The organism is Pseudomonas sp. YeP6b (assembly GCF_025642995.1).
Taxonomy (GTDB): domain Bacteria; phylum Pseudomonadota; class Gammaproteobacteria; order Pseudomonadales; family Pseudomonadaceae; genus Aquipseudomonas.
On sequence record NZ_CP080090.1, the window covers coordinates 3340090 to 3358482 of the forward strand.

At 59.8% G+C, this 18393-nt stretch carries 14 protein-coding genes and 1 pseudogene; 9 read left to right on the forward strand and 6 right to left on the reverse strand.

What is annotated here, in order from left to right; genetic code table 11:
* Positions 1 to 232 precede the first annotated feature (232 nt).
* From KZH41_RS14830 to KZH41_RS14840, 3 genes are all read right to left on the reverse strand, one after another.
* The gene (locus KZH41_RS14830; RefSeq protein ID WP_263272703.1) at positions 233 to 661 is read right to left on the reverse strand and encodes a nuclear transport factor 2 family protein; all 429 of its coding nucleotides are present in this window, start codon (positions 659 to 661) and stop codon (positions 233 to 235) included.
* Positions 662 to 769: 108 nt separating this feature from the next.
* Complete coding sequence (locus KZH41_RS14835) at positions 770 to 1720, reverse strand: alpha-E domain-containing protein (protein WP_263272705.1); 951 nt, start codon at positions 1718 to 1720, stop codon at positions 770 to 772.
* Positions 1721 to 1722: 2 nt separating this feature from the next.
* A complete protein-coding gene (locus KZH41_RS14840) occupies positions 1723 to 3132 on the reverse strand; it encodes a circularly permuted type 2 ATP-grasp protein (RefSeq protein WP_094950560.1) in 1410 nt (469 codons plus the stop codon).
* Between the two features lie 463 nt (positions 3133 to 3595).
* Between KZH41_RS14840 and KZH41_RS14845 the strand changes: the two genes are divergently transcribed.
* The 3 genes from KZH41_RS14845 to KZH41_RS14855 all read left to right on the forward strand — a co-directional run bounded on the left by KZH41_RS14845 (position 3596) and on the right by KZH41_RS14855 (position 4582).
* Positions 3596 to 4141, forward strand: coding sequence for a hypothetical protein (locus tag KZH41_RS14845; protein WP_094950559.1), 546 nt, complete (start codon positions 3596 to 3598; stop codon positions 4139 to 4141).
* Between the two features lie 79 nt (positions 4142 to 4220).
* Positions 4221 to 4433: a hypothetical protein gene (locus tag KZH41_RS14850; protein ID WP_242149297.1), complete on the forward strand. Its 213-nt coding sequence runs from the start codon at positions 4221 to 4223 to the stop codon at positions 4431 to 4433.
* A gap of 11 nt (positions 4434 to 4444) precedes the next feature.
* The gene (locus KZH41_RS14855) at positions 4445 to 4582 is read left to right on the forward strand and encodes a hypothetical protein (RefSeq protein WP_176462925.1); all 138 of its coding nucleotides are present in this window, start codon (positions 4445 to 4447) and stop codon (positions 4580 to 4582) included.
* On the opposite strand, the gene KZH41_RS14860 is transcribed toward KZH41_RS14855, so the two are convergent.
* Together KZH41_RS14860 and KZH41_RS14865 are read right to left on the reverse strand one after the other, a co-directional pair.
* The gene (locus tag KZH41_RS14860) at positions 4573 to 5925 is read right to left on the reverse strand and encodes a cation:proton antiporter (RefSeq protein WP_242149300.1); all 1353 of its coding nucleotides are present in this window, start codon (positions 5923 to 5925) and stop codon (positions 4573 to 4575) included. The genes KZH41_RS14855 and KZH41_RS14860 overlap by 10 nt on opposite strands.
* A 71-nt stretch (positions 5926 to 5996) precedes the next feature.
* The gene (locus KZH41_RS14865; RefSeq protein ID WP_263272710.1) at positions 5997 to 10991 is read right to left on the reverse strand and encodes a glycosyltransferase family 32 protein; all 4995 of its coding nucleotides are present in this window, start codon (positions 10989 to 10991) and stop codon (positions 5997 to 5999) included.
* A 502-nt stretch (positions 10992 to 11493) separates the two neighbouring features.
* Between KZH41_RS14865 and KZH41_RS30300 the strand changes: the two genes are divergently transcribed.
* From KZH41_RS30300 to KZH41_RS14900, 5 genes are read left to right on the forward strand one after another with little or no spacing between them, the layout of a single operon-like run.
* Entirely contained in the window at positions 11494 to 13488 is a 1995-nt protein-coding gene (locus KZH41_RS30300) for an aminotransferase class I/II-fold pyridoxal phosphate-dependent enzyme (protein ID WP_318654884.1), read from the forward strand.
* A 24-nt stretch (positions 13489 to 13512) separates the two neighbouring features.
* Positions 13513 to 14367, forward strand: coding sequence for a transporter substrate-binding domain-containing protein (locus KZH41_RS14885; RefSeq protein WP_176462924.1), 855 nt, complete (start codon positions 13513 to 13515; stop codon positions 14365 to 14367).
* Positions 14367 to 15071, forward strand: a complete 705-nt coding sequence (locus tag KZH41_RS14890; protein ID WP_263272712.1) for an ABC transporter permease — start codon at positions 14367 to 14369, stop codon at positions 15069 to 15071. Before KZH41_RS14885 ends, KZH41_RS14890 begins: the two co-directional genes overlap by 1 nt.
* Positions 15072 to 15077: 6 nt before the next feature.
* Positions 15078 to 15776 (forward strand): ABC transporter permease, encoded by a 699-nt coding sequence (locus tag KZH41_RS14895; protein ID WP_094950552.1) that lies wholly within the window; start codon positions 15078 to 15080, stop codon positions 15774 to 15776.
* Positions 15773 to 16771 carry a DMT family transporter gene (locus tag KZH41_RS14900; RefSeq protein WP_242149307.1) on the forward strand — a complete coding sequence of 333 codons (999 nt, stop codon included), beginning with the start codon at positions 15773 to 15775 and terminating at the stop codon, positions 16769 to 16771. Before KZH41_RS14895 ends, KZH41_RS14900 begins: the two co-directional genes overlap by 4 nt.
* Here KZH41_RS14900 and KZH41_RS14905 read toward each other — a convergent pair.
* Positions 16727 to 17266: pseudogene (locus tag KZH41_RS14905) on the reverse strand (TetR/AcrR family transcriptional regulator); the annotation flags it as partial. The gene KZH41_RS14900 and the pseudogene KZH41_RS14905 overlap by 45 nt on opposite strands.
* A 103-nt stretch (positions 17267 to 17369) precedes the next feature.
* Between KZH41_RS14905 and KZH41_RS14910 the strand changes: the two are divergent.
* Entirely contained in the window at positions 17370 to 18368 is a 999-nt protein-coding gene (locus KZH41_RS14910; RefSeq protein WP_242149310.1) for a succinylglutamate desuccinylase/aspartoacylase family protein, read from the forward strand.
* The last annotated feature ends 25 nt before the right edge of the window (positions 18369 to 18393 follow it).

Genomic DNA, 18393 nt, shown 5'->3' on the forward strand with positions numbered 1-18393 from the left:
CACCCCAAAACCCAATGAGCGCTCGTTCCCACGCTCCGCGTGGGAATGCCGCAATGGACGCTCTGCGTCCGCTTTTAAAGACCTGACGCGGAGCGTCACAGGACGCATTCCCACGCAGAGCGTGGGAACAATCATCAACACCGCAAAGCGGGCTTGCCCGCGATGGCGTCCGTTCAGCCACAACCCATGCAACTGAGCCACCGCTATCGCGGGCAAGCCCGCTCCCACATGTTTAACCTTTGGCTTTTGCCAGATAAGGCGCCAACCGCCGCCCCATCTCTTCCCCCAACGCCTGCAACCCACTCAACGGCCGCACCATCACTTCAAACTCAACGATCTGCCCCTGCTCATTAAAGCGAATCAGATCAATCCCCTTGAGCTGCTTGTCACCCACCCGCGCGCTGAACTCCAGCACCACACTGAGCCCATCGCCGGTGGCCAACTCACGGTGATAGGTAAAGTCCTCAAACACCTTGATCACCGTATTGAGGATCATCGACACCACCGGCGCGCCAGGGTAGGGCGTGTGCGCCATGGGCGAGCGGAACACCGCCTCAGGCGCCAGCAGTTCAGGCAGGGAGGTTAGGTCGCGCGTTGCCAACAGGGCGTGCCAGCGTTGCAGGGTCTGGGCGGCGGCGGGGGTCAGTGTCAGTTCGGACATGTTCGGTACCTGTTCTTATGATGGGAAGGCATTTCACCTGCCCAACATAAGAGCGGTAACAAAGCAGGGTCAATCACCCGAATTGACAGTTAAGTGACTGCAATGCACTCACACCACTTCAAGGTATGAGCTGTGAATCGCCCGGGCCAGTTCGCGCACGGTGTCGATAAAGTCCGTGAGCCGGCTGTGCAAGCCGTCTTCCAGGATTTCGTCGATGCCCGTATAACGCAGCCGCGCCTCGAACTCGGCGGCCAAACGCTGCGCCGTTCGGCCATAACTGCCGGGCAGGTCGGTCAGGATATGGCTCAGCTCCTCGATACACGCGTGCAACGATCGCGGCACATCACTGCGCAACAGCAGCAACTCCGACACCGAGCGTGCATTCAACGCATTCGGGTACAGCTCGGTGTACGCCTCGAACGACGACAACGCGCGGAGCAGGGCGCTCCACTGGTAATAGCCGCGTGCCGACAAGTCGCTGACTTCTTCTGACTCTTCACCAAACATCTCATAGCGCGCATCCAGCAGGCGCAAGGTGTTGTCCGCGCGCTCGACAAAGGTGCCCAGGCGAATAAACCGATACGCGTCATTGCGCATGATGGTGCCCGAGGTCGCGCCCCGGAACAGGTGCGAGCGCTGCTTGACCCAGTCGCAGAAGTGGCTGATGCCATGGCGCGCCAGGCCGCCGGCGGCGATGCTGCGCATTTCCAGCCAGGTGGCGTTGAGGTTTTCCCACATGTCGGCGGTGATCCGCCCGCGTACCGCGTGGGCATTGCCACGGGCGGAGCGCAGGCAGTTGTAGATGCTGGCGGGGTTTTCTTCGTCGAGGGCGAAGAAGTGCAGCATGCGCATCGCGTCCAGTTGTTTGTGACGCTCCAGGTAACTCTCCAGGGTGCCGCTGCTGAGCAACGACATCGCCAGTTCGTCCAGCCCATCGCTGCGCCCGGCCTGGGGCATCAACGACAGCGAGTAACTGACTTCGAGCATGCGCGCTAGGTTCTCGGCACGCTCCAGGTAACGCGACATCCAGTACAGATCTGCGGCGGTTCTACTCAACATACTCAGCCCTCCACCACCCAGGTGTCCTTGGTTCCGCCGCCTTGCGACGAGTTGACGATCAACGAGCCTTCCTTCAACGCCACGCGCGTCAGGCCGCCAGGCACCAGGCGGGTTTCCTTGCCTGAGAGCACGAATGGGCGCAGGTCGATGTGCCGTGGCGCGATGCCGTTTTCGACAAAGGTGGGGCAGGTGGACAGGCTCAAGGTTGGTTGGGCGATGTAGGCGTGGGGGCGTGCCTTGATGCGTTGGCGGAAGTCCTCGATCTCGGCGGCGGTGGAGGCTGGGCCGACGAGCATGCCGTAGCCGCCCGAGCCTTGGGTTTCCTTGACCACCAGCTCCGGCAGATGCGCGAGCACATGGGACAGTTCATCCGGCTTGCGGCACTGGAAGGTCGGCACGTTTTGCAGGATCGGTTCTTCATCCAGGTAGAAGCGGATCATTTCCGGCACATACGGGTAGATCGACTTGTCATCGGCCACGCCAGTGCCAATCGCATTGGCCAGCACCACGTTGCCCGCGCAGTAAGCCGCCACCAGGCCGGGCACGCCGAGCATCGAATCGGGGTTGAAGGCTTTGGGGTCGAGGAAGGCGTCGTCGATGCGCCGGTAAATCACGTCCACCGGTTTGGGCCCGTCGGTGGTGCGCATGAACACCTTGAGGTTGTGCACGAACAGGTCGGCGCCTTCCACCAGCTCCACGCCCATTTCACGTGCAAGGAAGGCGTGTTCGAAGAAGGCGCTGTTGAAGCGGCCCGGGGTCAGCACCACCACGTTGGGGTTGTCCAGGCGGCTGGAACTTTTCAGGGTCTTGAGCAGCAGGTTGGGGTAGTGGTCCACCGGCGCGATGCGCTGCTTGGCGAACACCTCAGGGAACAGGCGCATCATCATCTTGCGGTCTTCGAGCATGTAGCTCACGCCGCTGGGCGTGCGCAGGTTGTCTTCGAGCACGTAGTAGGTGCCGTCGCCGTCGCGCACCAGGTCCACACCGGAGATATGCGAGTAGATGTCGCGGTGCAGGTCCAACCCGACCATGGCCTTCTGATAACCCTCGTTGCCCAGCACTTGGTCCGCTGGAATGATCCCGGCCTTGATGATGCGTTGGTCGTGGTAGATGTCGGCGAGGAACATGTTCAGCGCATTGACCCGCTGGATACAGCCGCGTTCGATGACGCTCCATTCACTGGCGGGGATGCTGCGGGGGATGATGTCGAAGGGGATCAGGCGCTCGGTGTCCTGCTCGTCGCCGTAGAGGGTGAAGGTGATACCGGCGCGGTGGAACAGCAAATCGGCTTCGCGGCGCCGTTGGGCCAGCAGTTCCGGCGGCGTGTTGGCCAGCCAGCGGGAGAAATCCTGATAATGCGCACGGCACACGCCATCTGCGTCATTCATTTCATCAAAGAAAGATCGAGCCATTCCAGTACCTTGTCAGTGCCTGCATTGCTTGGTTGGCAAGTTGCTTGGTTGGCACTGCCGCAAAAAAACGCATTTTTTTATGAGCCCGTGGCTGATGGTGCCAACAGGCCTGGTCCTTACTTTCTTATGGGGTCGGCTCTGGGTCGGGGGGTAACGAATGCTCCTGTATCCGGGCAGATGAATGGATAAAGCAATGCGTGTGCCGGAATGGGGGGCTGGGTTGATTTAATCCTGTGGCGAGCGGGCTTGCCCCGCGTTGGAGTGCGCAGCGCTCCCGCTTTTTCTTGGGGCCGCTACGCAGCCCAGCGCGGGGCAAGCTCGCTCGCCACAATGAGCCTGCTCGTCAAAACACCGGGTTCACTACAAGGGTGCAAGGGATGTTCCACAATGGTGCATGAACAAACTTGAACTTCGCCCAGGCCCGATTCTTCTAACGAGACTCGAAACCTTGCGGAGCACCGTCGTGCCCAGAATCATCTCTCCCAACACCCCCGAAGCGGCCCTGACCGATCACAGCGAACACAACGCCAAGATCTTTGGTTCACCCAAGGACCGTCTCGACTTCTACCGCCGCGAGATCCAGTACGAAACCACCATCCTGGCCAACCGCACCGACGCCTACCTCACCGCGCAGTCGTTCCTGGTCATCGCCTTTGTCTCCGGCATGGGTAACCTGAACCCGGAGTGGGGCAAGTTCTTCACCTTGATCGTGCCGGTATTCCTGGCCTCCCTTGGCGTGCTCAGCTCCCTGAATGCCTGGCCAGGTATCCGCGCCGCGTACGAAATCATTGATCACTGGCACTACAAGCAGAGTGAACTGCTACGCAGCGAGCCGGTAATGGGCCTGGCCTATGACGATTCGCCGCTGTTCTGCGAGACCGAGTCATCCCACAAGGGCTATCGCAAGTCGCTGCTGTTCTCCATGCGCGCGCCGTGGCTATTCATGGTGTTTTGGGTATTGCTCGGCGCCTATGCGTTTTATATCCAGGTCGATAACCCGGTGTCTTAAGCAATTTGAACTTCACGACTCTGCGCACGACCTTACCTATACGCAGCCTGTGTTTTCCAAAACTGCGAAGAGGTGACCCATGAATACCAGCAACGATCCCCAAGTCAGCAACCGCAATGACCCGGCCATCGACGGTGGCGAACCGGCACCCGGCACCGCCGTCGACGCGCCGAAAGACCCAAAGCCTGCCAGCGACCCCAAAGCCAAGGAAAACGACTACAGTCCAGACTTCAAGCCTACGCCTGAGGCCAAGCCTGAAACCGACGCTGATATCGACACCCAAGGCGGTTAGAGGAGACGCTCATGTCCCACGAACTCGACGACGAAGAACTCAACGACCCGGGCAACGAAGACCCGGGTTCATTGATGGACGATGCACAAGTGCCGCTGAACGATCTGGACGACGCCGCGGATGTAGGCCATACCGAGAATCAAGACTGAGTGTTCACCTTGGCACGTCGTTCATACCACGCCAGCATCGGCTGGGTACTCAGGCCATGAACGACGATGCTCAAGGCGATCACTGACACCGTAAGGTTCACCGCCACCGCGCTGCTGGTGCCGATCAGCCCGTGGTTGAGCGCGTAGAACAGGTAGTAAATACTGCCGATGCCGCGAATGCCGAACCAGCCGATCAAGCCGCGTTGCCGGTAATCGATCAGGTTGCCCCAGGGCATTGCCAGCACACTGACCGGGCGAATCACGCAGAACAGCAATGCCGCCACCGGCAGTGCGCGCCAATCCCAATGGCTGGCCAGTACAATCCCCAGCACGGTCACCAGAAACACTTCCATCGAGCGCTCTACCAGGCTGCCGAATGACAGCATGTCGCCCATCATCACGCCGGCGGCGATCTGCGTATCGGCAAGTTCGCTGACATCACCTTTCAAGGCGCGCGCAGGTTCCACCTCCAAATGGCCCACCACCGGCAGCGCCAAATGCTCTGACGGCGTCTGTGAGTTGCCGGTGGATTTGAACTCGGCCTGGCGCAAGCCCAGCCCGGCGGCGAACACCGACAGAAAGCCGTAGCCACCCACCGCTTCAGCCGCCACGTAGGCCAGCGCAATCAGCGCCAGGGTCAGGTAATCGTTGGGCGACAACGTGCTGTCTGCATGGGCGATGCGCATCCACAGCGTCACACGTCCGATGCCACGGCCCATCCAGTAGCCCATCAACAGCCCGGCCGGCACCGCCCACAACAGGTTCTTCAACACCCAGCCACCGAACCAGTCACCGTCAAACCCGCCGTGCTGCATAAACAGCAGCGCGAAGATAACAAAGGGAAAGGCCGTGCCATCGTTGAGGCCGGCTTCACCGGACAAGCCAAAGCGCAGCGCGTCATAGTCCTGGGCATTATTGACCTGCACCAGCCCGGCCAGCACCGGGTCGGTCGGCGCAAGAATGGCGCCCACCAGCAACGACACGCCCCAAGGCAACGCGAACATGTAATGCAGCGCCAGGCACACGCCGAGAATCGTCAACAGCATCACCGGCCCGGCCATGCCGAATGCGACGCGCCACGTGCGGTGCCTGAGCGGCAGGCGCAGTTTCAGGCCGCTGACGAATAGGGAAAACAGCACCGCGACTTCGGTCAGGTGCTCCATCCAGCGTGCGGAGCCTTTGATATCGAGGTGCAACAGGTCGACACCGAGTGGGCCGATTGCCACGCCCAGCAGCAGGCACACCGCCGAGGTGGTCACCGGCATCCAGCGCAGGTAGGAGGAGGTGAGGGCGAGTGTGAGCAACACGGCGCCCAAGACGGCCAACCATAAAATAAACGTCATCGAGCGTGCACCAGGCCGGGGTCTATCCACGTTGGAGGACCACGGCCGGGTGCAGGTTCAATGTACTTCTATCAGGTATCGATCCACGAGTGGTCGGAGCCTATTTTGACGTTGAACCGATGGTGAAGCGGGAAGTAATGTTCCTTCACCTTCTTTATTTTGTTATCCAGAAGGATCGGAGGCTCAATGCCATTTCTTGCGTACGCGTCAAGAACCTCTTTTTTGATGTCGACCGTCGGGCCCTTCGTCACGAGCGTGGCATCGATAACCTCGGCTTGTTTCGTCAGCCCATCAATACCTAGATCGTACATATCCGGTCTTTTCGACTTGAGCACGTCGTTAAACATAGTCGGTCCTACGGTTTCGAATATTTTTTGCTCATAATTGCGGAACTCGGGGGTGAAGTTAACCCGGCCATCTGCCCCTCGGGCAGCACTCGGTCGATTGGCCGCGAAGTAGGCTTTATTCGCAGTGAACCGTTGGTTCATCTCAGTGATCATGTTTTCAATCACGGGGTTACCCGGTCGAGTTGCAAAATTGCTGGTGTTGTAGAAGGTCTTGTAGTCGGTGAGCGAATGCACGTTCGGCGCACCGAGCAGAACATCGTTCGCACCTGCCACCAGCGGGTCGGCACTGATTTTGGCACTAATGACATCATCGGTGTCGAGATACACGCCGCCATGTTTATTCATGATCGGATAGCGGGCCACATCCGAAGCGGCGGCCAGGTTTTTCCCTTGGCCTTGCCGAAAATAGGTGTAGAGCTCGCTGTTGATGACCTGTTTGAACGCCTCATCCTCACGCAGATTCACGACGGTCAGGCCGGGAACCTTGCTCTGCAGGTTGGTCTTTATCTGCTGAAAAATAGCCGGGCTGTCGGCATCAACATGAAGAATGGATTTGAACCCCGGTGCTTGGGCAGCGTTTTGGGCCAGGGTGTCGATCCTGAGTTGAGGCATCTCCTGACCGGCCCAAAAATAGTGCAGTTGCTTGGGCAGCGGTTTTAAGTCTTTCGGGATGCTCACCACCACCGGTGCTGAAACATCAGCCAGTTTGTAGGTTTTAGAATCCTGTTTCTTGGCCTTCGAAAGTTCATCAAGTGTTCCACCTTTCCACTCGCCTTTTCCAGCTCTCCAGTAATAGATAGGCTGTACTTGATCGCTACCGTCGATGAGACGTTTTTCCATCCATGTGCCGGTAACACTGTTGAAGGTTACGTTACGATCGACGCCCTGATAGTTAAGCGAGAACGGCGCAGCTGAATTTTTCGCGATTTTAATATCATCCATCGGCACCGCAAAAATGCCGTTGCCAACATTCCAACGTACAGGGTCGCTACCCGCGCCTCCCAGCAGCCGGGCAGACCTTGTGGCGGGCTCCCATCCGCTAGCACCCAGATCTCTAACGGGTATATCAGGCCCCGCGCCTGTCGGATGCCGGATGACGCGGCGCCCAGCCTTCAATCGAGACTCATAAAGCAGCCCATCGACCTTCACGTATTCTTTTTTGCTACGACCTACAAACACATTGCCTTGTAAGCCCGTGGTCGCTAACTCGCCCGGCGCTACGTATTTGGATTCATAACCCAGAAGGTCGGCGTCCAGTGACCTGACCTCACCGTTGGCCGCTATCCGGCGGGGGGTGAAATTTGTCACCGGGGGGGAAATGGGTTGTTTCTTCAAGGCGTCGTATCGATGCCAGTTGCCCTGCGACATGACCACAGTATCCTCGACAGTTTCTTGCCCAACCTTGACCGTACCGGTGGCCGCCAGTCCGTGCTGCTGGCTGGCGGCCTTTACGGCGTCATGGCTGCCGATTGCGTGCAAACTATTAACGTCGTTTGAAGTGGGCAGGTCGGGGATAAAATTCGGCAGCGGGTCGCTATACATCTCCTGTGTGCGTGGATTAAAGCGAAACCACTGCTGGCTTTCCTCGTCGAATTTGGCCAGGAATTTACCGCTGTGCACGCCATTGGCCGCCCTGAGTGTGCCTTCAGCGATATCGGCTTGTTTTGCCAACTCAAGCAGATTGACACCCGAAGAGGCGGCGCGCAGTTGTTTGACAGTCTTATGGGTATCACTGATCACAAAGCGCCCGGCCTTGTAAATACCCCGTGCCAGGTCATCAATACCGCCCACGGGGTTAAGTGCGCCAACGGCAGCCCGGCCGACAATCTTGAACACCTGACCGGCTTTGGAAAGCGCGGACGCACCGGCAAAGGCTACTTTCGCGCCCTTGGCGGCGGCGCCGAGGCCGACCGCGAAACCAAAGATATCGAAGGCCAGGTCGACAGCACCTTCGAGAACCTTGCCCTCTTTGAAATTTACAATGGCGGACCTGAACGGGATCAGGTTCAGCGCAATCTCTTGAACGATCTTGTAGGTCGGAACTTCCGTGTCAAAGGTTGTTGCACCCTTGGCGTATTGGCGTACCGCAGGCAGCTCCATGTCCCCGAGTATGGAATCAACGAGGTATTGGGTTCTGGCGCTGGTGAAGCTCATGGGCACACTGTGGTCACCTTGGCGTTCATCCGTTATCCCCGGCGGGTGCTGGCCTGTAGGCTTTATCGAGTCGAATCTTTTATGCTTTTCGCCCCAAACATAGGTTTCTTTCACACCAAACGTCTGGTCTGGCCGCCGGGTGACGGTACCCTTCAGCCGATCGATTGCATACATCGTGACGTTGGGAACGCCATTGATCATGCGTTGCGTGCGAACCAGCACAACGCCTTCTTCAGTCCTCAAAACGTGACTAGGGTTGTAGTATTCACGTTCTTTGCGCACGGTTATTTCGCCGAACTCCAGGTTTAGCCTGTCTTCCAGCGGCAGTTTTGAGATCAGATGTTTGATTTGTGCCGACGTGGTCTTTTTGACAGCGTCGGCGTATTTCTGAAAGTCCTCATCAAACTGTTTCAGCGGGCTGGGCAGCTCTTTGAGCTTTGGCAGCAACTCGTTGATCTTGACCTCATTGGAGGATGAGACCCATGCCGCAGGTGTGCCGTCAGGTGGAGTACTAAGACCGCCAAACGTCAGGACGTCCAACACACCACGAGCTGGGCCCCAGTCACTGTTCGAGTCGGGTGGTGCGCCCACCAGCGCCCTGCCATTGATAACCAGATCCAATAGTGAATAAGGCCCCGGAAAGTGCCGGTTGGAGGGTTTGGAGGTGATACATTTTTTTTCGAAGAGCGCTGGGGCCATGCCCGGGCATTTTTCTTTCAACAGTTTGGTCGCTATGGCGACGGTAGTCGGCATGTCGATAGCGGGCGTGGTGGCGGCCTCGCTCAGCTCACGCAGCTGCGTATTGAACGCCTTGTGCACGTCGGCCAGTGCAGTATCGGTTGTCGGATAGTCCATGCCATTGGGCGCCGCCCATTCCTTGATCGCCTGGTTCTGAGCGGCATACTCAACCTGGCGCTCTTCATCGGTGATCGGTGCGATGCTGGCGGCGAGCATGACGTGCGCATAGCTCATACCGGCGGTCGCACCGGGCGCTTTCGCTTCTATGCGCGCGACCGCCGTGGTGAAGCTGACCCAGCTGTGGGTGCCTACCCCCAGGTCTTTGGGGATGTCCTTGACCAAAAACGCGGGGGCTCGGCTGGCGAGCATGAAGTGGGCTTGTGCCCGTGCGGTTTGCGGGGAGCTGGCTATGCCGCGAGCCTCCAGATGATTCGCCAGCGCCTCGACCACCGCCGACGCGGATTTGTTGTGGTTGGCCACTGACACCAGCCGATAGCCCTCGATTTCCGTTGCGCCACCGGTGTCACCCTTGCTCCCCACGCTTAATGCCGCGAGCAGCCAGTCGCTGGCGCTGCCTTTAACCGAGCGTGCCGCGAATGAACCCTCAAGGGCGTTGCCCAGTGCAATGCCTCTGGGCGAGTTGATCAAGTGTTCGATCAACAGTCGCGGATTGTTCTGCTCCTGCGTAGAGATTGGCCTGCCGTTGAGCAGGTAATCCAGCACGTTTTTGAAGGGGCTCAACGCGATACCGCCGAGCTTACCTGTGCGTATAGCCGCTCTCAGTTGGTCCTGGCTTGCCTGATCAAGCGGTATCGGCCAGCTCAATGCGCCACCCAGGTCGCCCTGGCGGGCAGGCTTGGGGGGCGCAGCGGTCAGGGCGTTGGCCAGGTTCACCACCTGTTCATGGGTGGTAGGGATGTCCCAGCCATGATCCAACAGCAGTTGCTGCAGGCTGACTTCGTTGGGTGCGCCGGTGCCCGTTGGCCGATAGGTACCGTCGGCGGATAAATGCACGGTTTGCTGCAGTTCAGCCTGGATGTGCCCCGCCTGTTTGCTGCCATTTTCCAGGGCCGTCGCCAGGCTCTGCAAGGCTTCGCCAGCCAGGTGCCGGTTGCGAATGTCGCCCAGAAGCGCTTTCTGGTTTTGGAGGGCATCCTCACTGCGCGACTTGATCACGTCCGCAAAGCGGGTTGGGTCGAGGGGTCTAAAGTTCTGATCCTGGTGAATTTCGTCCGCACGCCTGAGCATGCCGGATAACGTCAATCTTTGTGGCTCTTGATAAAACTGCCCGATTATCTGCCACGGAACCGGTTCGCTTGGGGTATTGACCGGTGGTGCGAACGAGAGCTGCGCGCTGATGATACGAGCAGCCTGAAGGATCGGACCGCTGACGGCGGCCCACTGGCTATCGTCTTGACCGACCGTGCGCAAGGTCTCCAACGGGTCGAGAGGGCGCTCGAGGGTGAAGGAGATTTGACCTGATTTGGGATCGAGTTTTATCGATGTTGTGTCGATACCCACACTGCGAATCCACTGTTGAACGTCGGGGGATTGGAAGGCGTCATGCAAATGCTGCCACCATTGGCCGAAGGTGGAATGGGGCGGAATGTGTTCGAGGTCGTTGACTTCTTTACGCGTGCCGGCCAGGGCCAGGGCAATCTGATATTGCACTGATAACTCAGCGTCTCCTCGGGTGCGAGTGGTGACCTCGGGCTCTTGTGGTGAAGGTGCGTCACGCTTTTGCCTGGACAGCGGCGGCGAGAGGGCGGTGAGCGGAGCAAGTAAGTGGGGAGCGCGCTCGGTAATGCGATTGGACACACTGCTCATAAGGTCTGATACCTGGCGTTAGGGAATACGGTCTCGGCGTGGATAGCTACCGAAGCTTTTCCCTTACGTAGCGCCAGCGTCGGATTAATTCCCTTGCCCGACTGATTATATCGTTGCCCTGTGTTTCAGCCCTGCCAGGAGAGGCTCCGGCCTCAAGTTCAGTGTGTTTCGATTAACGGCGAACCGATGGTTTTTATCCGAATCATGTCCATTAATTGACGCGGCCCTGGCGGCGACTGGCGGCGGCTGGGGTAGTAGATGCATAGCGGCTGGCCGATGCAGGCCCAGTCCGCGAGCACTTCCACCAATGGCTTTGGCTTGCCACGAAAAGACCGCTGAGCAATAGGCTCAAAAGTCACCACAACGACCTATTTGGACGATAAACGACACCCACCCAAATCTATCCATTGAACGACTGTTCAGTTTGAACTATGTTGACCGCATCCACCCTTTTGCATGCAAACGGGTTCGCGCTTTTTCTTCTGGAACGAGAGGCTCTGGCATGCGGTTTTCCCCCTTCGTTGAACGAATTGCAGGGCAGGGCGTAGCCGCCTGGGACATCCACCACGCGGCGTACCAAGCAGCCAGCCAGGGCGAAGACATCATCATCCTCAGCGTCGGTGACCCGGATTTCGCCACGCCGTCGTTTATCACCGACGCCGCCGTCAGTGCGTTGCGCGGCGGCGACACCCACTACACCGAAATCCCCGGCCGCCCGACATTGCGCGATGCCGTCGCCACGCGCTACAGCAAGACCCTGTCGCGGCCAGTAGCCGCCGAAAACGTCATCATCGTGCCCGGTGCGCAGAACGCGTTGTTCATCAGTTCGCTGTGCCTGCTGCAAGCCGGTGATGAAGTGCTGGTGCTCGACCCGATGTACGTCACCTACGAAGCCACGCTCAAGGCCAGTGGTGCGACGCTTGTGCGCGTGCCGTGTTCGCCGGAGTCCGGGTTTCGCCTGGACGCCCAGTTGCTCGCCACCGCCATCACGCCGCGCACCCGGGCGATTTTTTTCTCCAACCCGAACAACCCCACTGGCGTAGTCCTCAACCCGCAAGAACTGCAAGCGATTGCCGACCTGGCCATCGCCTATGACCTGTGGGTGGTGGTGGACGAAGTTTACGAAAGCCTGGTGTTCGACGGCCACTACCACAGCCTCGCCGCATTGCCGGGCATGGCTGAGCGCTGCATCGTGATCGGCAGTTTGTCCAAATCCCACGCCATGACCGGCTGGCGAATCGGCTGGATCATTGCCGCGCCGCAGATGGTCGTGCACGCAGAAACCCTGGTGCTGAGCATGCTGTACGGCTTGCCCGGCTTCGTGATGGAAGCCGCCACAGCGGCGGTATTGGCCCATGACGAGGTGACGCTGAGCATGCGCGAAATCTACCGGCGCCGCCGTGACCTGGTCGTCGCGGGCCTTAGTGCGTGCCCGGGGATCAAGGTGCAGGCACCGCAAGCGGGCATGTTTGTGCTGGTGGACGTGCGCGGCACTGGCCTGGGCTCATTGGATTTTGCCTGGCGCTTGTTCCGCGAAGCGGGCGTGTCGGTGCTGGACGCGGCCGCCTTTGGTGAGCCGGCGCAAGGTTTTGTGCGCTTGTCCTTCACCCTCGGTGAAGAACGCCTGGCGCAAGCCTGCCAACGCATTGCCGCGTTCGTCGCCAAGCTGGCCAGTGAGCCGCGTATCGCGGCGGCGCCGAAGGTCGAGGTGGTGCAACCGGCCCAAGCCAAGAAGATGATTGAAGTCATCGACCTGCATAAACGCTTTGGCAATATCGACGTGCTCAAAGGCATTTCGTTGACCGCCCACGAAGGCGAGGTGATCTCGCTGATCGGCGCCAGTGGCTCGGGCAAAAGCACCTTGCTGCGCTGCATCAACATGCTCGAAGTGCCGGACCAGGGCAGCATTCACGTCGATGGCGAAAGCATCAAGCTGAACTACGGCGCTCCCGGCGCGCCACTGGTGGCCGACGCCAAGCAACTGGTGCGCATCCGCTCGACCCTGGGCATGGTGTTCCAGAACTTCAACCTGTGGCCCCATCGCACCGTGCTTGAAAACCTCATCGAAGCGCCGACCCAAGTGCTGCGCGAAAGCCGTGCCGAGGCGATCGAGCGGGCCGAAGCCTTGCTTGACCGCGTGGGCCTGGCCGCCAAGCGCAACGAGTTCCCGGCGTTTCTCTCCGGCGGCCAGCAACAACGGGTGGCGATTGCCCGCGCGTTGGCCATGCGTCCCAAAGTCATGCTGTTCGACGAACCCACGTCAGCCCTCGACCCGGAACTGGTCGGCGAAGTGCTGCGCGTTATCCGCTCGCTGGCCGAAGAAGGCCGCACCATGATCCTGGTCACCCATGAAATGGCCTTCGCCCGGGATGTGTCCTCCAAAGTGGCTTTTCTGCACCAAGGCATGATCGAGGAAACCGGCTCGCCGGACTCGGTGTTTATCAACCCACGCAGTGAGCGTTGCCGGCAGTTCGTCAACGCGCATCAAACTCGCTAACACCAAAAAAAGACGAGGCAAATCATGAAATCCAGACGCATGGCAACGTGGTTGAGCAGTGCAGTGTTGATGGTGGCCGCAGGGTTTACCCAGGCCGCAGAGAAACCCATCGTGTTCGCAGTGGCGGCGGAACCCTATCCACCGTTTACCGTAAAGGGCGGCAATGGTCAGTGGTCCGGCTTTGAAGTGGACCTGATCCACAAGCTGTGCGAAGGCATGAAAGCCGAGTGCCAGATCAAGGAAGTCGCGTGGGACGGCATCATCCCGTCGCTGCTGGCGAAGAAGATCGACGTGATTTTTTCCTCGATGTCGGTCACCGATGAGCGTGAAAAACAGATCGCGTTCAGCCGTGCCTATTACGACTCTCTGCTCGGTGTGGCAGGGCCGAAAGGCAGTGAAGTCGAGGTTTCCCCAGCGGGGCTCAAGGGCAAGTTGATCGGCGTGCAGATCTCCACCGTCAGTGCTAATTACCTGAAAAAGTACTATGAGAACATCGCCGACCTTAAGTACTACGACACCCAGGAATCGGCCAACGCCGACCTGATTGCCGGGCGCATTGACTACATGATGGCCGACGACACCGCCATCGCCATGATGGTCAAAACCCCAGAGGCCAGCGCCTTGGCGCATATCGCCAGCGTGCCGTATGACCCGATTATCGGCCGTGGGGTCGGCGCCGGCCTGCGCAAGGAAGACACCGCGCTCAAGGCCCGCCTCGACAAGGCTATCGGTGAGTTGCTGGTGAGCAAGGCCTATGACGATTTGTCCCAGCATTACTTCGGCCTGTCGGTCAGCCCGTGCAAACGCAGCGACACCCCGGCGTTTGTCAGCAAGACCTGTGACAGCCCATATCAGCAAATCGCCCAGAAGACCGAATAATGCTGGATCTCCTCAGCTTTGGTGACCAGGGATGGGGCAACGCGCTGTTGAAAGGGTTATGGATGACCCTGCAAATCTCAGCAGGCTCCTTTGTCGTAGGGTTGCTGATTGGCTTGGTGGTGGCCTGCGCCAAGCTCAGCGCGCCGCGCCCGATTGCGTTGTTGATGCGCGGCTACACCACGGTGTTTCGCGCGGTGCCGGAACTGCTGCTGATCCTGCTGCTGTACTACGCAGGCTCCATGGGCCTTAACGCGCTGATGCTGTGGCTGGGGTTCGAGCAGGTGAATATCAGCGGCCCGTTGGTGGCGGTCCTGGTATTGGGGCTGGTGCAGGGCGCCTATGCCTCGGAGATTTTCCGTGCAGCGATCCTGGCGATTCCCCACGGCCAGATCGAAGCCGCACGGGCGTTTGGCCTCAGCGGCTTTGGCCTGTTTCGCCGGGTCACCTTGCGGATGATGGCGCCGTACGCCTTGGCGGGCATGTCCAACTTGTGGATCAACCTGATCAAGGACAGCGCCTTGATCAGCGTGGTCGGCACCAACGAACTGCTGTACACCGCCAAGCAGGCGGCGGGTTCCACACGCCAATACTTGCTGTTCTACCTCACGGCCGCCGCCTTGTACTACCTGGTGACGCTGGCTTCCAACTACCTGTCCGGGCGCCTGGAGCGACGTATTCGTCGCTGGATGCCGGTTGTCGAGTGAGTCGCCATGCCTGAGTGGATAAGTTACTACGCGGGGCTGATCGCCAAGGGGCTGCAGACCACCTTGTCGCTGCTAGCGATCTCGGCAGTGCTCGGTTTTACCCTGGCGGTGCTGGTGGCACTGGCGCGCTTGTCGCGGCGCAAGTGGCTGGCGCGGGGTGCGCTGGCCTACACCAGCGTGTTGCGGGGCACGCCGCTGTTGATCCAGATCTACATTTTCTACTACGGGTTGGGCAGCGTGTTTGCGCAGTTTCCAATGATACGTGGCAGCTTCCTCTGGCCGTTTTTGCGCGACGGTTACTGGTACATCGTGTTCGCCCTGGTGCTGTCGGTGGGTGCCTATGTGGGTGAAGTGATTCGCGGCGGCCTGCTGGCAGTGCCCAAGGGCGAGATGGAGGCGGCGTCTGCGTTTGGCATGACGCCGCGCCAGGCGTTGCTGCGGGTGCGCCTGCCACGGGCAATGCGGTTGCTGTTGCCGACCCTGGCCGGGGAGACGGTGATGTTGCTCAAGTCCACGGCACTGGCCTCGACGATTGCCGTGGTCGATCTTTTGGGCGCGGCTAACGTGGTACGGGCGCAGACCTTGCAAATCTATCAGCCGTTGCTGCTGGTGGCCGGGGTTTACCTGTGCCTGACCTTTCTCATCGAAGGCGTCTACGCAATCGCCGAACGGCGCGGCACACCGTTGCGCAGGTCGGTGGGATGAACCAGAACCGCGCATTGCAAGGGATTGCCCTGTGCTCACTGGCCTACGCGTTCCTGGCGTTGCAGGACGCGGTGATCAAGTGGCTGGTGGCCGATTATTCGGTGTTCAGCATTCTGTTCTGGCGCAGCCTGGTGGTAGTGGGTGCGTGTGTGATGGCCGGGCGCATGGGCTTGTTGCGGCGTGCGTGGACCTCGGTCAGCCGCAAGCTGCTGATCATCCGTGGCGTGCTGTCGCTGCTGGCGTGGTTGCTGTATTACACCGCCGCCAAGGACCTGACCCTGGCGGAAATGACCACGCTGTATTTCTCCGCGCCGATCATGGTCACGCTGCTCGCGGCGCTGATCCTCAAGGAGCGCGCCAGCCGGGGCCAATGGATCTCGCTGATCATCGGTTTTGTGGGCGTGGTGATCGCCTGTCGCCCCAGCCATATGGTTGATCCGTTGCCCATCGCGCTGACCCTGGCCGCCGCATTGTGTTGGGCGTTCACCTATATCCAGCTGCGCCAGGTCGACCCGACCACCTCAGTGCTGGAACAGATGCTGATCACCAATGGGGTGTTCGTCATCTGCATGGCAGTGACCTTGCCCTGGACCCATACCCCGGCGCCCACACCGGCATGGCTGGGCATGTTGGCGGCAGGTCTGGTCGGCGGTATCGGTCAATTCCTGCTGTTCGCCAGTTTCCGCCGCGCCACGGCGACCTTGCTCGCGCCGTTCGAGTACACCGGGTTGATCTGGGCCTTTGTGTTATCGAGCCTGATCTGGGGCACGTCGATGGATGTGTCGCTGATCCTCGGCGCGGTGCTGATTGCCGTCAGCGGCACCTTGGCGATGCTCAGTGCGCGCCACCCCGAATCACAAGACGTGGTCGGCGCCGAATGCGCCGTAACGCAACCCCTGTACCCAACACCGGCAGATGTGCAGGCCGTTGGCGGGGCTGAAGGTGCCGGGGTTGAGGCACCCCTCGAGCCAGAGCCCGTCAAGCATCGCCGATAGACCGATGGCGGCCAGATGGCTGTCGTGGATCACCAGGTTTTCGCTGCGGGCGAGGTCGTCCAGCAATTGCTGGATCAGCGCCAGGTAGGCGCGGTAACTGTTTTCATGCGCCTGGTTTACGTGGGGCGAGTGGCGGATCAGGCTCCAGAACACCACCCACACGCCGAGCAGGTCGGGGTCCATGACCCGTGGTGAAAAGGACGCGCTGAGAAACGCATCCAAACGTGCGGCGGCGCCTTCGGCCAGCTCGACTTGCGCCCATAGCGCGCTGGTCAGTTCATTGGCGAGTTTGTGGTAGGTCTCGGCAATGAGTGCATCGATGGTGCCGAAATGGTGGTTGAGCAAGCCTACGGAAACACCGGCTTGGGCGGCGATCTTGCGCACGGAAATCCCGGCATGCCCGTCGCGGGAAAGGCTGGTGAGGGTCGCGGCGATCAGCAAGTCCCGGCGTTCATCGGGGTCGGCACGGCGCAGTTTGGGAGGGTCGATGGTCACGGGAATGCCTTTGGTTGAAGACCAGCTTTGAAAAACAGTCTGCTCAGGTTAGTTGAACGTGTGTTCAATCTCTAGCGATTAAATGATGAGAGGAGGGCAAGGCATGGCAAAAGACCTTTCGTGGCAGGTAGCAGGCGATGCCGGTAACGTGCTGCACATCGGCGCCTGGCGTTTTGAGGGCGACGGCAGTGGGCCCACGGTCCACCTGCAAGCGGGCGTGCACGCCGATGAAATCGCCGGGATGCTGGTGCTGCACCAGTTGCTGCCGCGTTTGCAGGCTTGCCAGGAGCAGGGCCGCCTCAAAGGCAGCGTCACGCTGGTGCCACAGGCCAACCCGTTGGGTATCGGCCAGTTTCGCCAGGGCAAGTTGCTGGGGCGCTTTCATGAGGCTACCGGGCAGAATTTTAACCGTGCCTTCGATCAATCCCTGGCCATGCAGCGTCCGGCGAGCAACGTGGCGCAGTGGCAAAAAAGCCTGGTAGAACTGGCCGCCGATGCTGATCTGGTGCTGGATTTGCACACTGACGATGAGGCGCTGCCTTATCTGTATATCCATCGCAGCTTTTGGCCGGAGCAAGGGTTGGCGCTGGCGGCGGCGTTGCGGGTGGATGTGGTGATTGTCTGGGAGGACGGCGGCGATGGCTCCTTTGAAGAAACCATCCTTAACCACAGTTCGCCGCGCTTGGCGGCCACTATCGAGTTGCGTGGGCAAGCGGATGTCAGCGATGCCCTGGCGCAACAGGATGCCGATGGTTTGTGGGCGTGGCTGTGCATCAACGGGGTGATTGATGAGGTCGCGGCTATCAGCGAATGGCAAGGTGATGTGGTGGACATGGGCTGCATGGAGACCATCTTCGCGCCCTGCGCCGGGGTGCTGGTGTTTGAAATAGGCCTGGGTGATCAGGTCGAAGAGGGTCAGCGGTTTGCCCGGATCATTGGCCGCCCTGGCGATGCGGCATCAGAAGTGATTTTGCATGCGGCGCAAACTGGGCGGATGGTGACCGGGCACCGTGAGCGGTTGGTGGCGCAGGGGTCGGTGGTGGCGAAGTTCACGGGGACGCGGTTATCGGATAGTTACAGTGGCGGTGTGTTGGACCCGTAGCGGGTCAAACCGATTGTGGCAACCA

Coding starts and splice junctions, on each gene's coding strand:
- KZH41_RS14830 (WP_263272703.1), bottom strand. CDS start 661: ATGTCCGAACTGACACTGACCCCCGCCGCCGCCCAGACCCTGCAACGC.
- KZH41_RS14835 (WP_263272705.1), bottom strand. CDS start 1,720: ATGTTGAGTAGAACCGCCGCAGATCTGTACTGGATGTCGCGTTACCTG.
- KZH41_RS14840 (WP_094950560.1), bottom strand. CDS start 3,132: ATGGCTCGATCTTTCTTTGATGAAATGAATGACGCAGATGGCGTGTGC.
- KZH41_RS14850 (WP_242149297.1), top strand. CDS start 4,221: ATGAATACCAGCAACGATCCCCAAGTCAGCAACCGCAATGACCCGGCC.
- KZH41_RS14855 (WP_176462925.1), top strand. CDS start 4,445: ATGTCCCACGAACTCGACGACGAAGAACTCAACGACCCGGGCAACGAA.
- KZH41_RS14860 (WP_242149300.1), bottom strand. CDS start 5,925: ATGACGTTTATTTTATGGTTGGCCGTCTTGGGCGCCGTGTTGCTCACA.
- KZH41_RS14865 (WP_263272710.1), bottom strand. CDS start 10,991: ATGAGCAGTGTGTCCAATCGCATTACCGAGCGCGCTCCCCACTTACTT.
- KZH41_RS30300 (WP_318654884.1), top strand. CDS start 11,494: ATGCGGTTTTCCCCCTTCGTTGAACGAATTGCAGGGCAGGGCGTAGCC.
- KZH41_RS14885 (WP_176462924.1), top strand. CDS start 13,513: ATGAAATCCAGACGCATGGCAACGTGGTTGAGCAGTGCAGTGTTGATG.
- KZH41_RS14890 (WP_263272712.1), top strand. CDS start 14,367: ATGCTGGATCTCCTCAGCTTTGGTGACCAGGGATGGGGCAACGCGCTG.
- KZH41_RS14895 (WP_094950552.1), top strand. CDS start 15,078: ATGCCTGAGTGGATAAGTTACTACGCGGGGCTGATCGCCAAGGGGCTG.
- KZH41_RS14900 (WP_242149307.1), top strand. CDS start 15,773: ATGAACCAGAACCGCGCATTGCAAGGGATTGCCCTGTGCTCACTGGCC.
- KZH41_RS14910 (WP_242149310.1), top strand. CDS start 17,370: ATGGCAAAAGACCTTTCGTGGCAGGTAGCAGGCGATGCCGGTAACGTG.